Source organism: Nostoc sp. UHCC 0302 (assembly GCF_038096175.1).
Taxonomy (GTDB): Bacteria; Cyanobacteriota; Cyanobacteriia; order Cyanobacteriales; family Nostocaceae; genus UHCC-0302.
Genome location: NZ_CP151099.1, coordinates 715,677 through 734,516, shown reverse-complemented (window position 1 = coordinate 734,516; position 18,840 = coordinate 715,677). Strand labels below are relative to the sequence as shown.

The 18,840-nt window shown below is 39.3% G+C and carries 7 protein-coding genes; 6 read left to right on the top strand and 1 reads right to left on the bottom strand.

Features of this window, described 5'->3' with window-relative positions; translation table 11 throughout:
* The first annotated feature begins 15 nt into the window (after nt 1-15).
* The 6 genes from WKK05_RS02950 to WKK05_RS02925 all read left to right on the top strand — a co-directional run bounded on the left by WKK05_RS02950 (nt 16) and on the right by WKK05_RS02925 (nt 17,702).
* Entirely contained in the window at nt 16-7,746 is a 7,731-nt protein-coding gene (locus WKK05_RS02950; RefSeq protein ID WP_341528317.1) for an amino acid adenylation domain-containing protein, read from the top strand.
* Entirely contained in the window at nt 7,743-12,008 is a 4,266-nt protein-coding gene (locus WKK05_RS02945; RefSeq protein ID WP_341528316.1) for an amino acid adenylation domain-containing protein, read from the top strand. The genes WKK05_RS02950 and WKK05_RS02945 overlap by 4 nt, the downstream gene beginning before the upstream one ends.
* Nucleotides 12,009-12,091: 83 nt before the next feature.
* A complete protein-coding gene (gene hphA, locus WKK05_RS02940; protein ID WP_341528315.1) occupies nt 12,092-13,270 on the top strand; it encodes a 2-benzylmalate synthase HphA in 1,179 nt (392 codons plus the stop codon).
* Between the two features lie 204 nt (nt 13,271-13,474).
* The gene (locus tag WKK05_RS02935; RefSeq protein WP_341528314.1) at nt 13,475-15,502 is read left to right on the top strand and encodes an ATP-binding cassette domain-containing protein; all 2,028 of its coding nucleotides are present in this window, start codon (nt 13,475-13,477) and stop codon (nt 15,500-15,502) included.
* 30 nt (nt 15,503-15,532) lie between these two features.
* Entirely contained in the window at nt 15,533-17,251 is a 1,719-nt protein-coding gene (locus tag WKK05_RS02930; RefSeq protein ID WP_341528313.1) for a GUN4 domain-containing protein, read from the top strand.
* A gap of 25 nt (nt 17,252-17,276) precedes the next feature.
* Nucleotides 17,277-17,702 (top strand): hypothetical protein, encoded by a 426-nt coding sequence (locus WKK05_RS02925; protein ID WP_341528312.1) that lies wholly within the window; start codon nt 17,277-17,279, stop codon nt 17,700-17,702.
* A 157-nt stretch (nt 17,703-17,859) separates the two neighbouring features.
* Here the strand turns inward: WKK05_RS02925 and WKK05_RS02920 are convergent, their stop codons facing one another.
* Complete coding sequence (locus WKK05_RS02920; protein WP_341528311.1) at nt 17,860-18,705, bottom strand: lysophospholipid acyltransferase family protein; 846 nt, start codon at nt 18,703-18,705, stop codon at nt 17,860-17,862.
* Nucleotides 18,706-18,840: the final 135 nt, after the last annotated feature.

The window sequence follows — 18,840 nt, the reverse complement described above, 5'->3', positions numbered from 1 at the left end:
TAAACAATAAATATTATGAGCGATATACTAAAAAGTCTAGAAGCACTTTCGCCAGAAAAACGAGGATTAGTCCTACAAAAACTGAAGAAGCAACAGCAATCTCCGCAAAATAATCACAGGCTAACTCCACCTCTAACACCCGTATCAAGAGAGCAACACCTTCCCCTTTCCTTTGCTCAACAAAGACTATGGTTTATTGACCAACTAGAAGGTGAAAATTGTGTCTACAATGTCCCGTTTTTCTGGCAAATTAGGGGATGTCTGAAGATCAGTGCTTTAGAAAAAGCGATCGCAGAAATTGTCCAACGTCATGAGGTCTTACGTACTAGTTTTTCTGTTGTTGATGAGTCGCCGATACAGGTGATTCACGCTCATCCTCAATTGAAGATGCAAGTGCTGGACTGGCGAAAATTGACAGAAGCAGACCAGTTAAGCAAGGCACAACAGTTAGCAGCAGAAGAATTACAACAGTCATTTGACTTATCAAATCCTCTTTTACTGCGGGTAAAGTTGTTGCAACTAGCCGATCAATCCCATCTGCTGTTGCTGGTTATCCATCATATTGTTTGTGATGGCTGGTCAATGGACATCTTCCGCCGGGAATTATTCAGCCTTTATACTGCTTTCTGCGCTGGAGAACCTTCTCCTTTAACCGAATTATCTATACAATATGCCGATTTCGCCCACTGGCAAAGACAATGGTTACAGGGAGAGGTACTGCAAACCCAACTTAATTACTGGCAAAAACAATTAGCCGCAGTCCCACCTCTATTAGAATTACCCACAGATCAACCACGCCCATCAGTGCAAAGCTTTAAGGGGCGGAGTGAGTTTTTAGAACTCAATCAAGATTTAACGCAGAAGTTGAAGCGTTTAAGTCAGGAATCAGGAACTACCCTGTTTATGACAATGCTTGCAACATTTACGCTGTTACTGTCGCGCTACAGTAGACAGGAGGATATTGTTGTTGGTTCTGCGATCGCTAATCGCAATCGTCGTGAAACAGAACCATTAATTGGCTTTTTTGTCAATACCCTAGCTTTACGTACCAATCTGCAAGGAAATCCAAGTTTCTTAGAATTACTTGAACGAGTCAAGCAAGTAACTCTGGATGCTTATGACCATCAAGATTTACCCTTTGAGAAACTGGTTGATGAATTGGGATTAGAGCGATCGCTTTCTCATCATCCCCTATTTCAAGTGGCGTTTGGTTTGCAAAGTGGAACTCAAGAGAAACTAGAAATTCCTGGATTAACTCTGACCCGTTTTGAGTGGGAAAACACAACGACGCTGTTTGATTTGTCGCTGATGTTCCGCGAAACTCCTCAAGGTTTGACAGGAGAATGGGAGTACGCAACCGATTTGTTTGAGGCTAAAACAATCCAACGGATGGTGGAACATTTTGAAGTTTTACTTAAGGGAATTATTGATAATCCTCAACAACCCATCAATACCCTACCGTTGATTACAGAAGCTGAACATCAGCAACTCCAAAACTGGAATCAAACTCAAACAGAATATCCCCTCAATCAAACCTTGGTTGATTTGTTTGAAGTTCAATCTGCCAAAAACCCTAATAATCTCGCTTTAGTATTTGAATCCCAAAGCTTAACCTATCAACAGCTTAATCAAAAAGCAAATCAACTAGCTCATTATTTAATTCAAAATTATCAAATTAAGCCAGACACTTTAATTGGTATTTGCGTTGAACGTTCCTTAGAAATGATTATTGGTGTACTCGGTATCCTCAAAGCAGGTGGAGCATATGTACCGATTGACCCCAATTATCCCAAAGAACGGATTGAGTTCATGTTAGAAGATTCTGGGACATCGGTATTGCTGACCCAAAGTCACCTTAAAGAACAATTACCTTTAGCTAAACTCAAACACCAGGTCATTTGTTTGGATGAGAAAACTTTTGCCCAAGAATTAATAGATAATCCCAATTCTCAAAGTACCCCTGATAATTTAGCTTATATAATTTATACCTCTGGTTCAACGGGACAACCTAAAGGGGTGATGATTGAGCATCGCGCAATTGTCAACCTAAGTTTAGCCTGGGCTGAAACTTTTCAAATTAAACACTACAGCCGTTGGCTTCAGTTTGGCTCTTTTAGTTTCGATTTATCTATTGGTGAAATTGCCACTGCTTTATCCGCAGGTGCTTGTTTGTATTTAGCCAAGAAAGAAACTTTGTTACCTAGTCAAACTTTAGTTGACTTGTTGCGCGATCGCAAAATTTCCCATTTAACGCTATCTCCTTCCGCTTTATCTGTATTACCTCAAGACTTATTACCTGATTTGCAAGCCGTAATCGTTGGTGGTGAAGCTTGTGCAGCAGAGTTGGTAACACAGTGGGGAACAAAACGACGTTTCTTTAACTGCTATGGGCCGACGGAATCAACGGTTATCGCCAGTATATCTAGTTGTGAACCGAACGGGAAAAAACCCTCTATCGGTCAACCGTTGTCTAATATCCGCATTTACATTTTAGATGCTCACAATCAACCTTTACCCCCTGGCATTCCTGGAGAATTGTCTATCGCTGGAGTCGGTTTAGCACGAGGCTATCTCAACCGTCCCGATTTAACCACCGAAAAATTTGTTGAAGTTGAATTATTTGGCAAAACTGAGCGAATTTACAAAACTGGCGACTTAGCAAGATGGAGAGATGATGGAAACCTTGAATATCTCGGTCGCATTGATGAGCAAGTTAAACTGCGGGGCTTTAGGATTGAACTCGGTGAAATTGAATCGCTATTATTGCAGCACTCTTTAGTTAAAGAAGCTGTTGTTATTTTATATGAAACTGATAATAATCCCAGATTAGTGGCTTATGTCACGGCAAATAAAAAATCCAACAATTTAGGCAGTCAACTCAAAGACTACCTGAAAAATCGCCTGCCGAATTATATGATTCCTAGCCAGATTATGGTGTTGGATCAGTTGCCCCTTACCCCTAACGGTAAGCTAGATCGTAAAGCATTACCTGCACCAGATGCAGATACTTCCACTAACTTTGAAGCCCTTGTTACCCCGACTGAAGAACTGCTGGCTAGTTTATGGCAAAGTCTTCTGAAAACTAAATCTGTTGGTCGTCGAGACAACTTCTTTGAACTGGGGGGACATTCCCTGTTAGCAACCCAATTGGTTGCCCGAATTCGTGACAGTTTTGGGGTAGAAGTGCCTGTCCGCAAGGTATTTGAGCAGAGTGTTTTGTCTGAGTTGGCATGGGAAATTGACGTTAGGGGCGCAACGCCTTGCGCCCCTACTTCCGCCTTACCAACTATTACACCACAGCCTGAAAATGCTCCCAAAACTCTGTCCTTTTCCCAATCAAGACTCTGGTTTTTAGCCCAACTTGAAGGCACAGGAACCTCGGCGACTTACAATATGTCAACGGCGCTGCAACTTGACGGGAACTTGAATATAGAAGCTTTGCGTGCAAGTTTTGATTATCTCCTCGATCGCCATGCCATTCTACGCACCTATTTTCCTGCACTTGAGGGAGAGGCGCAAGTAGTCGTCAAAAATCCAGAGGATATAGAAGTACTAGCAATCACAGATTTACGGGAACTCGCTCCCCAAACTCAAGCAGAAACCGTACAACGGTTGTCAGATACTCATGCTCAAGAACCCTTTGACTTAAATACCGGCCCCTTATTCAAAGCGAAACTGCTACAACTGGGCGAACAGAAAAATGTGCTGCTCATTAATATGCACCACATTATCAGTGATGGCTGGTCAATGGGTGTATTTAAGCGCGAATGGGAACAGGCTTATTCGGCTTTTGCTGCGGGTGAGACTCCAAATTTGTCACCGTTGCCGATTCAGTATAGTGATTACGCAGCTTGGCAGCGCAATTGGTTACAAGGGGAGATTTTAGAAAGCCAGGAAAATTACTGGAAACAACAACTAGGCGATGCTCCTCGATTGCTAGATTTGCCTACTGACCATCCCCGTCCAGCGCAACAAAGTTACCAGGGTGGGCGTGAAGAATATAGTTTGAGCAATGAACTGACTCAGAAACTCAAAATCATAAGTCAAAAACACGGGGTTAGTTTGTTTATGACCCTGTTAACGGCTTTTAATATTTTACTATCGCGTTATAGCCGTCAAGAGGATTTATGTGTTGGTTCTGCGATCGCTAACCGCACCCATAGCAATACAGAATGGTTAATCGGCTTTTTTGTCAATACCTTAGTATTGCGGAGCAAAGTTAAGCCAGAGCTAGAATTTAGCAAATTACTCCAACAAACCTGCCAAACTTGCCTAGATGCCTATGCTCATCAAGATATTCCCTTTGAGTATTTGGTAGAACAACTGCAACCAGAACGCAGTCTGAGCCATAATCCCTTATTCCAAGTGATGATGGTGTTGCAAAATACTCAAGAAGCAGGGAAAAATATTAATTTACCAGGGCTTGAGATTCAATGGTTAGAGCAAAGTTTCCCATTTGCCAAGTTTGACCTGATATTGGATCTTTGCGAAAGGGAAGACGAATTGCATTGTATGTGGGAATATGCCACAGATTTATTTGAGGCTGAAACGATTCAACGCATGGCGGGACACTTTGAAGTTTTGCTGGAAGCAATTACCCAAAATCCCCAACAGCCGATTCATCAGCTACCCATAATCACCTCAGCAGAAATTCAACAACTGCAAGTTTGGAATCAAACCAACACAGATTACCTCAAAAACCAGACGTTGATAACTCTGTTTGAACAACAGGTAGCAAAAACGCCGGATAACATTGCGGTGGTGTTTGAAGAGCAAAGTCTGAGTTATCAAGAACTCAACCGACAAGCTAATAAGCTAGCGCATTATTTGTTGGAACTCAAAAGGGAGCAACAATTACCTGATAATCCATTGATAGCGATTTGTGTGGATCGTTCTCTGGAAATGCTCATCGGTATATTTGCTATCCTCAAAGCAGGTGGGGCTTATGTGCCGATTGATCCAAATTATCCCCAAGAACGCATTTATTTAATGCTCGAAGATAGTAATGCTTCTGTATTACTAACAACTAAATCTCTTAAAAAGCAACTTCCCTTAGAAAAGCTCATAAATACTGCTCAACTAGTATTTATAGATGAACAAACATGGACTGATCAGCCAACAGATAATCCCAATCTGCAAAGTAGCCCTGATGATTTAGCTTATATAATTTATACTTCGGGTTCCACAGGGCGACCTAAAGGTGTTGCGATCGCACACTCTAGCCCAGTAACTCTAGTAAAATGGGCGCATTCAGTCTACACCGCAGAACAGCTTGCAGGTGTCTTAGCATCAACCTCAATCTGTTTCGATCTATCCATTTTTGAAATTTTTGTTCCACTGACTCAAGGTGGTAGTGTCATTGTGGTGGAAAATGCACTCTACATTGAGCAAGCACATAAGAGTCCTGTACCGATAACTTTGATTAATACTGTACCAAGTGCTGCTGCGGAACTGCTGAATATGAATGCTATTCCGGCAAGTGTGCAAGTTATCAATTTAGCTGGCGAACCATTAAAAAATAGTCTGGTACAGGCTTTATATCAAACCACATCAGTGAAGGAGGTTTATAACCTCTATGGCCCTTCTGAGGACACAACTTACTCTACATTTACGAAAGTTGCTAGAAATGCCCAGCATGAACCAACTATTGGTAAAGCGATCGCTAACACCCACATTTACATTTTAGATAGCTACAACCAACCCCTTCCCCCTGGTATTCCTGGGGAACTCTGCATTGCAGGTGCAGGTTTAGCACAGAGTTATTTGCATCGTCCCGATTTAACCGCCGAAAAATTTCTCAAAGTCGAATTATTCGGTAAAACTGAGCGAATTTATAAAACTGGCGATTTAGCCCGTTGGCTGCCTGATAGTAATTTACAATACTTAGGACGGATTGATCGCCAAGTCAAAATTCGTGGTTTCCGCATTGAATTAGGTGAGATTGAAGCATCTTTACTCAAACACTCAAAAATTCAAGAAGCGGTTGTCCTGGTTCGGGAAGACACTGATTTCGATCAACATCTGGTGGCTTATATTGTCCCAACAGGCAAAGAAGATGAATATCTTCAAGGTGAACAGGTGGAATTATGGCAACAAGTTTTCAATGATGCTTACCATCAGTCACAAGATATAGAAGATGATCCAACCCTCAATTTAGCTAGTTGGAATGATAGCTATACGGGTAAACCTTATGCCAAAGCTGTGATGCAAGAATGGCGGGATAAAACTATTGACCAAATTCTGGAACTTGCACCCAAACGAATCTGGGAAATCGGTTGTGGGACAGGGATGTTATTGTTGAAAATTGCTCCCCATTGTCAAAAGTACCTGGGTACAGATATTGCAGCAGCAGGGTTGCATTATATTGAACAACATCTTCAACAGCAATCTTTCAAAGAAAAAGTTACTTTAAAACAAAGTTCAGCTAACCAGTTTGACGGCATTGAAACAAATAATTATGACCTGGTAATGCTCAATTCTGTTATCCAGTATTTTCCTTCTTTGGATTACTTGTTGTCAGTAATCGAAGGCGCTATTAATACTGTAATAACTCAAGGAAAAATCTTTATCGGGGATGTGCGAAATCTCCGTTTACTAGAAGCTTTCCACACAGCAGTCGAATTTTATCGCGCCTCTGATGAATTATCAATAAAGGACTTGCGTCAACAGATTCAAAAAAGCATCCGCACCGAAGGCGAATTACTGATTGACCCTGATTTCTTTATCGCTTTAAAACAACGATTTCCTCGGATTAGTCATGTACAAATCCAAATGAAACGAGGTTATGGTCAGACGGAAATGAACCGTTTTCGTTATGACGTTGTTTTACATTTGGATCAAACAGATACTCCATTTGCAGAACCTGAATGGTTAGATTGGCAAACTGAGCAACTGAATTTAGAAACAATCGAGAGAATTTTAACAACTCAGCAACCCGATTTTATAGGTATTAAGAATATTCCGAATGCGCGTCTAACTTCAGAAATGGCATTGTTAGAAAAAATTAGTCAATTAAATGGTAATGTTTCAGACTTAAAAGCGGCAGTTGCCCAAGTCAAATCAGGGATAGAACCCGAAGCGTTCCGAACTTTAGTACGAGATTTGCCCTATACGCCTTTTATCCAATATAGCCCCACAAACTTTTCCGATTACGATGTTGTTTTTCAACGGAATATTCCTGGACAGGTGACAATCCCACGATTTAATCAAAGGGAAAATTTACGGCTGAAACCTTGGCAATATTATGCAAATCAACCGTTGCAATATCGCACTAATCAAGTTGATCCAGCCTTATTAGAAGAATGGCGAGATTTTCTGGAAAAAACTCTTCCAGATTATATGATTCCTAGCCATTTTATTGTCTTAGAAAAACTACCATTGACACCAAATGGCAAAGTAGACCGCAAAGCTTTACCTGCACCAAATGCAACTGTTTTATCAACAGACATTGAATTGCCTGTAACCTCGACAGAAAAATCGCTGGCTGAATTGTGGGCGAAGCTGCTTAAATATAATGCAATTTCCCGCCATGATAACTTCTTTAACTTGGGGGGACATTCCCTATTAGCCACCCAACTGTGCTATCGCATCCGCGACACATTTAAAGTAGAACTGCCACTGCGGCAAGTATTTGAGTCTCCTATCCTCAGCGAATTGGCAAATTATATAGATACCTGCATTTGGGTTAATTCCTCTAGCGCAGATATGCAACCTTTAAACTCAGACGAAGAGGAAATTGAACTATGACTATGACACAAAATCAGCAAGTAGTTTCTTTAATGCTTCGTTTGCAGAACATGGGCTGCAAAATTTGGGCTGAAGATGATAAGTTACGGCTTCGTAGTAGTAAAAACGCCTTAACTTCTGAACTAAAGCAAGAAATTCAAGCCAACAAAGCAGATATATTAGCGTTCTTAAATTCTGCCAAAGCCAAAGCTGTCATGGCAGAGGAAATTCCGGCCTTAGCAGATGATGCCCCAAAGCCCCTTTCCTTTGCTCAACAACGCCTCTGGCTGTTAGCGCAACTCCAAGGGTCATCAGCTAGTTATAATATGCCGATCGCTTTACAACTAAAGGGCAATCTCAATATTGATGCTCTGCATTCTAGTTTGGCTTATCTGCTCAATCGGCACGAGAGTCTAAGGATGTATTTTCCTACAGTGGCGGGACAACCCCAAGTTGCGATCGCAAATTTAGAGGACATCGAAGTTTTAACGTACCAGGTACTGGGGACTGGGGACACTTCGACAAGCTCAGTGCATCGCTGGGGATTAGGGACTTGGAATCAAGAAACAAACGTTCAGCGTTTTATCGACGCTCATGTTCAAGAACCGTTTGACTTAAACACTGGCCCTTTGTTTAAAGCAAAACTGCTGCAATTGAAGGTTTATCCTGAGCGAAGCCGAAGGGAGCAGAAATATGTGTTGCTCATCAATATGCATCACATTATCAGTGATGGCTGGTCAATGGGGGTATTTGTGCGTGAGTTACGGCAAGCCTATACCGCCTTTGCCCAAGGTCATACTCCAAACCTTGCACCATTACCTATTCAATACAGTGACTATGCAACTTGGCAACGAAACTGGTTACAAGGGCAAGTATTAGAAACCCAGATTAATTACTGGAAAAATCAACTGGGTGATGCTCCCCCATTACTGGAGTTACCTACAGATTACCCCCGTCCAGCATTGCAAAGCTACCGAGGCGATCGCTATACTTACTCCCTAACGTCAGAATTGACCAATGCTGTTAAAACTTTCAGTCAACAGCAAGGTGCAAGTCTATATATGACCTTGTTGGCGGCTTTGAGTATTCTGCTGGCTCGTTACAGTCGCCAAAACGATCTGTGTATTGGTTCTCCCATTGCTAACCGCACCCATAGCCAAACTGATTCATTAATTGGCTTTTTTGTCAATACCCTGGTGCTGCGTAACCAAATGCAATCTGAGCAAAGTTTTACCGAGTTTCTGCAACAAACTCGCCAAACTTGTTTAGATGCATACTCTCATCAAGACATTCCTTTTGAGGTTCTGGTAGAAAAGCTACAACCAGAACGCAGCATGAGTTATAACCCATTATTTCAGGTGATGTTCGCACTGGAAAATAATGAAAGTCCCGACCTGAGTTTACCAGGATTAGAGATTCAATGGCTGGGAGTGAAGGGTGCGATCGCTAAGTTTGACTTAACACTTATGGTGATGGAATATGACAACCAGTTAAATTGCTCTTGGGAATATGCTACCGACCTTTTTGAAAAGGTTGCTATCCAAGGGATGGCAGAACAGTTTGAAGTTCTGCTGAAGAGAATTATTGATAATCCTCAACAACCTATCAATACTTTGCCTTTGATAACAGCAGCCGAACTGCTACAACTACAACGCTGGAATCAAACTCAAACTGACTATCCCCACGATAAAACTTTAGTTGAACTGTTTGAAGCCCAAGTTGCCAAAAATCCTGATAATCTTGCTTTAGTTTTTGAATCCCAAAGCCTAACTTACCAACAACTGAATCAAAAAGCGAACCAACTCGCTCATTATCTAATTCAAAATCACCAAATTCAGCCAGACGATTTAATTGGTATCTGCGTTGAACGTTCTTTGGAAATGATTATTGGTGTACTCGGTATCCTGAAAGCAGGCGGAGCTTATGTACCGATTGATCCCAATTATCCCCAAGAGCGGATTAAATTCATGTTAGAAGATTCTGGAACATCGGTGTTACTAACTCAAAGTTTCCTCAAGCACCAATTACCCCTGGCTGAGCTGAAACACATTTGTCAAGCCATTTGTTTAGATGAGGAAACTTTTACAGCAGAATTAAGCGATAATCCTAGTTCCCAAAGTACACCTGATAGTTTAGCTTATGTTATCTATACCTCTGGTTCAACAGGACAACCAAAAGGAGCGATGATTGAGCATCGCGCAATTGTCAATTTAAGTTTGGCTTGGGCGAAAACTTTTCAAGTTAAACAAAACAGCCGTTTGCTTCAGTTTGGTTCTTTTAGTTTTGATCTATCTGTTGCTGAAATTGCGACTACCTTCGTCACTGGTGCTTGCTTGTATCTTGCTAAAAAAGAAACCTTGTTACCCAGTCAAACCTTAGTTGATTTCTTAACTCATCACAAAATTTCTCACGGCTTTTTATCTCCTTCAGCCTTATCTATCTTACCTCAAGCAACCTTACCCGATTTGCAATGTCTAACCGTTGGTGGTGAAGCTTGTTCAGCAGAATTGGTGTCACAGTGGGGAACGGGACGGCGTTTATTTAATTGCTACGGGCCTACAGAATCTACAGTTAATGCTGCGATTTCTCTTTGTCATCCTAATGGCAAAAAACCGCCCATTGGTCAACCATTATCTAATATTCGCATTTACATTTTAGATGCTCAAAATCAACCATTACCCCTTGGCATACCTGGAGAATTGTGCATCGCTGGTGTGGGTTTAGCACGAGGGTATCTCAATCGTCCTGATTTAACCGCCGAAAAATTTATTGAAGTGGAATTATTCGGTAAAATTGAGCGAATTTACAAAACTGGCGACTTAGCAAGATGGGGGTTTGATGGAAACCTTGAATATCTCGGTCGCATTGACGATCAGATTAAATTACGGGGTTTTCGGATTGAACTCGGTGAAATTGAATCGATTTTGTTGCAACATTCATCAGTTAAAGAAGCAATTGTCACCTTATATAAAACTGAGAGTAACCAGAGTTTAATTGCTTATGTAACGGGAATTACCAATGATTTGTCTACACAATTAAAAAATCATCTTAAATCCCGTCTACCCGATTACATGATACCTACTCAGATCATTGTATTGGATGAGTTGCCTTTAACTCCCAATGGCAAAATCGACCGGAAAGCTTTACCTGCTCCAAATGGTGTAATTGAGGGCTTGTATGAATCCCCGCGCAACGAAGTTGAACAACAACTAATGCAAGTGTGGTGTGCTGTACTCGAACGTCAAGAGATTGGGATTCATGATAACTTTTTTGACTTGGGCGGTCATTCTTTATTAGCAATCAAACTGCTCAACAATATTCAACAGGTGTTTGAGCAACAGTTTTCTTTAAGTACTTTATTTCAGAATCCTACCATTTCTCAACTTGCAAAACAACTTTGTCATACTGAGGTTCAACAGTTAAATCCTGATTTACTTTCACTCCAACCTCAAGGAGATAAAACCCCTCTATTTTTTCTTCCTGGCGCAAACGGACACGGGTTCTATTTTCGAGATTTAGCAATTAATTTAGGAACTGAACGTCCAGTCTATGGACTGGAAACTCCAGGAAGAGACGAACTTAGCGCACTCCCTGAATCAGTAGCAGCTCATGCGAGTCAACTGATTGAGGCATTACATCAACAGCAAGATAAAGGCCCATACATACTAGCAGGATACTCTTCAGGTTGTGCCGTTGCTTTTGAAATAGCTTCTCAGCTAGAACAGCAAGGTGAAACGGTGAGTTTACTCGCTATTTTGGACGCTGGACTAGTTTCTAAACCAGAGTATTTTACTGATAGAGCAGAACTTGATTGGATCTGGCAATTGATTCGACGAATTGAAGTCTTAAAAGGAGTTTCTTTAGAACTGCAATACAACGATTTAGCCGCTCAACCCAATGACCAAACTAGGTGGGAACTGGCGGCAGAGTATTTGTACCGAAATAATGTTTTACCGGAACACTCCACCCTTTCTTTACTCAAAACCAATATGAAAGTAATGAAAGTGCTAACGCTAAATTACGCGAATTATCAGCCTAATCATCCAATTTCTGCCCCCATTTGTTTATTCCGCGCTCAAGAAAATCATGAAATTGTTTTACAAGAACTCCAAGCTTTTTCTGATTACGATTTACCAGATTGGGGATGGCAGACCCATACTAAAAATCCTGTCAAGGTGATTTCTGTACCTGGAAACCACGGACGAATGCTTTATGAACCCAATGTCAAACTATTAGCCACACAATTACAGAGGGTGATCCTAGAGGAAGCAGAGCAGAAATGAGCAAAAAAGCGTCGCTTACAATCAGTGATTCTTTTAAATTAGTTTGACTTTCTTAATTTTAAATTTTGAATTGGTCTAAAACAATGGAAACCCTTCCTATCATAATTTCTGATGAAACTCTCCGGGATGGAGAACAACAAGCAGGCATTTTCTTCTCTTATTCAACTAAACAAAAACTCGCCCATCTAATTGCCCAAACTGGAATAGATAGACTAGCCATTATGCCCCGTGTTCATGAGCAAGAAGAAGAGCTAGTCAAATCATTAGTATCGGAGGGATTGGATAGTCTGATTGCTGCTGCTACCATGACGGGAAAGCAGTACATTGATCAAGCCAAAATGTACGGAGTTAAGCGCATCATCCTTTTTTACGGTCTTTCCGATCGCCTGCTATTTCTGCGAGATCCTCAGATCCGTTTGTTGAACGAGTTTAAAGGAAAAACCATTGATGATGATATCCCAAAAAAAGTAATCGATAGAATTCGCCAAAACGCCATTGATTTAATTGTCGAAAATTTACACTATGCCACTACAGTTGCTGGACTGACTGTAGACTTTGCCGCCGAGGATGCCTCAAGAGCCGATTTTGACTTTTTAGTGCAATGTATCCGTTCTTTTAGCCCTTATCTCGACCATTTTATGCTCTGTGATACAGTCGGAGTCCTCACTCCAGAAAAGAGCTATATCTGGATTAACTACCTGCTACAACGTACAACTGGGGTTGCTTTCGGGGTACACTACCACAATGACATGGGCTTGGCTCTGGAAAATACTCTCCAGTCTGTCATAGCTGGAGCAACTTTAGTATCGGGTACGTTTTGCGGAATTGGTGAACGAGCCGGAAATGTTGCGAACGAACAAGTATTAAATGGGTTGCGAGTCCGCTTCGGAATTGAAGTCAAAGGGATTAATTATGATGCGATCGCCGCCGTGACTGATTACATTGAGCAATTGGGAATTCGTCCAGCTGCACCTTACTCTCAAACTGCTCAACGCCACGAATCAGGCATCCATGTCAATTCTTTGTTTAGCGACCCTCAAAGCTATGCTGCTTTGCCTTACAACACCATAGAAGTTCTCTTCGGTAAATGGAGTGGAGTCAGTAATTTTCAATATCTATTTGAAAAGCAACTACAAAATCCTCAACCAAGGAAGCAATATGAAAAAATGCGCTCAGTGATTAAATCTCTTGCTGTTGAGCAAGAACGCTATTTTACAGCCAAGGAGGTATTAGAGTTATGGAAAAATGGAGTCTTTAAATAATCCGTTTTCTCGTATAGTAGCGAGCTAGTGTCATGGGATGGGAAAAAATATTCGCGAGCTACATCCTACCGCTAAAATATATAGACTTTGTTTGCAAGTTACTGTAAAAACCTTAAAAGCATTGCAAAACAAAGAATGTAGTCAATATAGTAAAATACCAAAATTATTCAGTCAGCCTCAAGAGCCTCAACTGATTTTTAGAATATGCAAGCCAAAACCGTTCACAATCAACCTATAACAAATACTACTTCAGCTTTTACTCAATTTTGGGAAGATGTCAAAGCGATCGCAGGCCCTTACTGGTATCCTACAGAGGCATGGGGAAGAGCATTTCCAGACGTAATTCGTACATGGGGAATGCTCATTATCCTAATATTATTAATAATAATGCTCGTCGGTGTCACTGCCTTTAATAGCTTTGTTAGCCGATATTTGCTAGATATCATTACTGAAGAAAAAGATTTTAATAAATTTCTTGAGACGTTATTAGTTTATGGTGCTGCCCTTGTCGGCGTAACGCTCTTAGTAGGCTTTTCTAAATTTATTAGAAAACAAATCGCTCTTGATTGGTATCAATGGCTAAATAATCATATTTTAGAAAAATATTTGAGCAATCGTGCCTATTATAAAATCAATTTTAAATCCGATATTGATAATCCAGATCAACGAATATCCCAAGAAATCGAACCGCTGATTAGAAATGCTCTCACTTTTTCGGCTACTTTCCTAGAAAAAGTGCTGGAAATGGCAACTTTTTTAGTAATTCTCTGGTCTCTTTCCCAATTTATTGCAGTTGTATTGGTTGTTTATACGATAATAGGCAATTTAATTGCTGTTTATTTGGCTCAAGAATTAAATAAGATTAAACAAGAGGAACTAGAATTTGATGCAGACTATACTTATGGACTGACTCATGTTCGTAATCATGCTGAATCAATAGCTTTCTTTCAGGGAGAAAAAAAAGAATTAAATATAATCCAGCGAAGATTTAATAATATTATTAAAAGTGCTAAACGCAAGATTAATTGGGAGTTAACTCAGGATATTTTTAACAGAGGATATCAGGCGGCTATCCAAATATTTCCATTTATAGTATTCGGGCCTTTACAGATTAGAGGTGAAATTGAATTTGGAGAAATTGCCCAAGCCAGTTTAGCTTGTAATTTGTTTGCTACTGCTATGGCAGAATTAATTAGAGAATTTGCAACTTCGGGACGATTTTCGAGTTACGTTCAGCGTTTGGGTGAGTTTTCAGATGCGATAGAATTTGTTAACAAAGAGCCAGAGAAAGTAAGTACGATTAAAACAATCGAAGAAAACCATCTTGCTTTTGAGAATGTGACTTTACAAACGCCCAACTATGAGCAGGTGATTGTTGAAGATTTGTCATTGTCTGTTCAGCCAGGAGAAGGTTTATTGATTGTTGGGCCTAGTGGTCGAGGTAAAAGCTCTCTGCTGAGAGCGATCGCTGGTTTGTGGAACGCAGGGACTGGTCGTCTCGTGCGACCTCCCCTAGAAGAAGTGTTGTTTCTACCCCAACGTCCTTATATAATTTTGGGGACTTTACGCGAACAGTTAATATATCCTAATACCAATCGTCAAATGAGCAACGCAGAACTCGAAGAAGTTTTGCAACAAGTTAATCTGCAAAACTTGTTAAGTCGAATCGATGGCTTTGATACCGAAGCTCCTTGGGAAAATATATTATCGCTGGGAGAACAACAACGCCTTGCCTTTGCACGATTGCTAGTTACTCATCCTAGATTCACTATATTAGATGAAGCAACGAGTGCTTTAGATTTGAATAATGAAGAAAATTTATATCAACAGTTACAAGAGACAAAAACAACATTTATCAGTGTTGGACATAGAGAAAGTTTGTTTAATTATCATCAATGGGTTTTGGAACTATCACAAGATTCCAGTTGGGAACTTGTAACAGTCCAGGATTATCGACTTAAAAAAGCAAAAGAAATTGAAGCAAATCTTCCCGAAAAATCTAAACCTACAATAGATGTTTTAGCCAATAATAAACCCCAAATTCAGCCTGAAATATCGATGGGCATAGACACACTTGTAGGGCTTTCTCATAAGGAAATGCAAGCATTAACAGACTCCACCATTAACACTATCAGAAGCAAAGCTAGCCTTGGGAAGTTAATTACTACTAAGGATGGTTTCACCTACCGCTATGACAAAAACCCACAGGTATTGAAATGGGTAAGAGTTTAGCGACTATTCACACTTTTAAAAATCAAGGCTATGCTAACCAAACATCAAAGACAACTAATTACTTACGAAAATATTTCAATTTACGAACGAAGTTATCAATTACCCGTTCTTAAAAGTAGCGGTGTAAAAGCAGTTCAGAAAAAAATTAGAGAACGTCAAAAATTAATTAAAGAAGGTATTCGATATCATCATCAATTTGGCGGAATAATTAAGCGAAAAGAACAAGTTAGCCAGGGAGAAATTTTTGACGAAATCCAATTATTTATTAAGGACTATAGTCATATTATTGATTTTTTAGAAAGATATAAGGATAGTTATCATGCTTTTTTACTAAATCTTACAGACGATTTGAAAAGTTTATTCAAACAAAAATATTTGGAAATAAAAAATTTAGAAGATGAAAGAAGTAAATTAGAACTAAAAAATCATAAAAATCCCAAAATACTTGATGAACTAAGATGGGAAAAACAAGAAAACTTTAAAGCAGTTTTACTTTTGAGCAATGCTTATTTTTTAATGTTAGAAAAAATTAGCTTGCTTGGTGAAGGAATTAAAAACCTTGCAGAAGATACCAAAATTCAAAAAGAAATTGTTCAACAAATAGTTAAAGATTTAGAAATACATCAAGAGATTTACGAATATCAAAGAAAAGCCTATAAGATTCGTCAAGAAATAGCAAAAATTGCCCATACTGCAATCAATTTTGAAAATTCTTTACAAGATTATTTTACTCCCTTTCAATCTTTAATAGATGAAGTCGTAAAAGTAGATGAATATTTTTACGCAACTGTTGGAGATATTAAAAATCTAGGGGATAATATTTTAAAGGATCAGTCAAACTTATTTAATCTTGAAGAAACCGAGGCAATATCTGAAACTTTTCTCGATTTCATGGTGACGAGTTATGAGAAAAAAGCCAGATTAAAAGATGCTTTTACTCAATCTCAATTATTAAATTGGCAAATCAATAATTTTGATCTGAGCGAAAATGGCGTCTTTTTAGACAAGGGGATTGATTTAATATCTGACTATATATCCAAGCAACTCACTGATCAAAGAAAAGTGCTAGACATAACAGAAGTAAGTTATGTCTCTACAGTGCCTCTATCTGCTGTTAAAAAAACAGGATTGATTGGATTGACTAACAACAGTGTTACATTAATAAAAGACTTTCCCAGCAATAAAGATATTGATTATACTCAATTGCAGTACCTCCTCGCGCAGCATAAGTGGAAAGAAGCTGACATTGAAACCACTAAATTAATGCTAAAAGTCATGAAAAAAAGTTATTGGAATGAAGTTTATAAGGAAGATATTGAGAACTTTTCTTGTCAAGAACTCTACACTATTGATCGACTTTGGGAACAACATAGTTATGGTTATTTCGGCTTTAGGATTCAGCAAACTATCTGGAGCCAAATGGGTGGTCAAGTAGATTATGAAACAGAAAAGAGACTTGGCGATCGCCTTGGGTGGCGAAAAGAGGGAAACTGGTTAGACTATGAGCAACTAACTTTTAAATTGTCCCCTATGACACCAATGGGACACTTACCAGCCAAATGGTTACACTATGACGAACAAAACTTTGACTTATCCGCAAAATCATCTACAGAACACCTTTCAATGGGATCTTGGCGGGTCAGGTCTTGGTTAGTTTGGCAGATGCACTTATTCTTTTCTCGTGTAAAAAGTTGTAACGAAAATTTACTATGTGTTAATCGCACATTTGTTAACAATAGGAAAAATTAGAGTTAAAGCTGAGTTAAGGATAAATATGACTAATAGTAAGCATTCTGATGTAGAAATAGAAATTTTACTTTTAGGAAAATGGCGTTTTGATACGTCTTCCGAAAAAATCACTATTGAATTTAAAGATGATATGACTTATGAGCAAACCAAGATTCAAACATTGCTTTTTTCTAAACCTAAAGAACTTCTAACAGGTAATAAATTTACTGGGGTATGGTATGTAAGTCAAAAAAAATTGTATTTAAATGTTAGAACTATGCCAAAATCATTTTTTAATTTAAGAGTACCACTAGCGTTTAAGATTTCTATTGCAGATATGGTAGCTACTTTAGGTTCAGTGTTGAGTGCAGAAAATTATGAAGTTATTAGAATTAATAGTTCTAAATTTCTGATAAAGGATAAAGAAAAGTCAATTATTGGGACAAAAATAAGTATTACTGGGAAGTATTAGAGCTTATAAAATCGCTCTGCTATCACTGCATAGCTTTGACCAGCTTTAATTAAAGATTAAAAACTGGTAGAAATAATAACTTTTAATTAATTTTGGGTACAAACTCCACAGAAATTAAAAATTTAATAAAATCACCTCACTTTTTAATTTTACATTTTTAATTTTTAATTTGATTGACATCCCTGACTAAATTATCTAGTTCTTGCTGCATTTGCCTATGAACTAATTCATAACAAGCATTTACATAATTGCGATCGCTAGCTGCAAGTTTACCATACCTTTCAAAAACAATCGGAGTACAAACACGAGTGTGAATTTGTGCAGGTAGAGGAAAATTTGGTAGAGGGCCAATAGACAAACCCCAAGGCAAACCTAAATATATCGGGAATACCCCTGGATCTACTTGATATAACCACGGTAATCCCCATTCATTTAGTTGTTTTACCAATGGATAGAAATCACCTAAAACAATCAAAGTATCATGAGCGCCTACAGATATTAAAGGAATAATTGGCACTTCTTGTTTTAAAGCCAGCTTGATAAAGCCTTTACGACCAGCAAAACAAATTTGATAGCGTTGGCTGTGAGGACGAAACATATCTTGTTGCCCTCCAGGATAAACTAGAACACTTGCACCGATATCAAAAGCTGCACTGGCGATTTTGGGATGTGCCATAATCGCTCCCATTTTCTCGCCTATTCTAGCTAATTCTGGACTCACCTTCCAAGCATAAGGGTGCATTAAACCATATACTAAACGTTTAGTTCCAAATCGGCGGAACCAATCGTACATCATCATTATGAGGTCAGGCGAAGCCATACCGCCATTATGTGAGCCTACCAGCAATGCCTTACCTATTGGGGGAATGTGATGCCAACCATCGGTGGTTACTCGGAAGTAGTAACGGTAAAACCATTCCAATATAGGCATTAACGACTCTATGAACTGGGGATCTCGCTCTGTTAATGACCAACCTGGCCTAGCCTTCGCTTGATTACTCATACAAACATTTTTCTGTAGTCGCTGTTCATAATAGCGCTTTATGCTTATTCAAGCGTGCAAACCATTTTGCCCACCCGCTGTGCAAGACAGAAACTTTTCAATAATTCCTTTAAGGGCTGAAATGTGTGTATTATC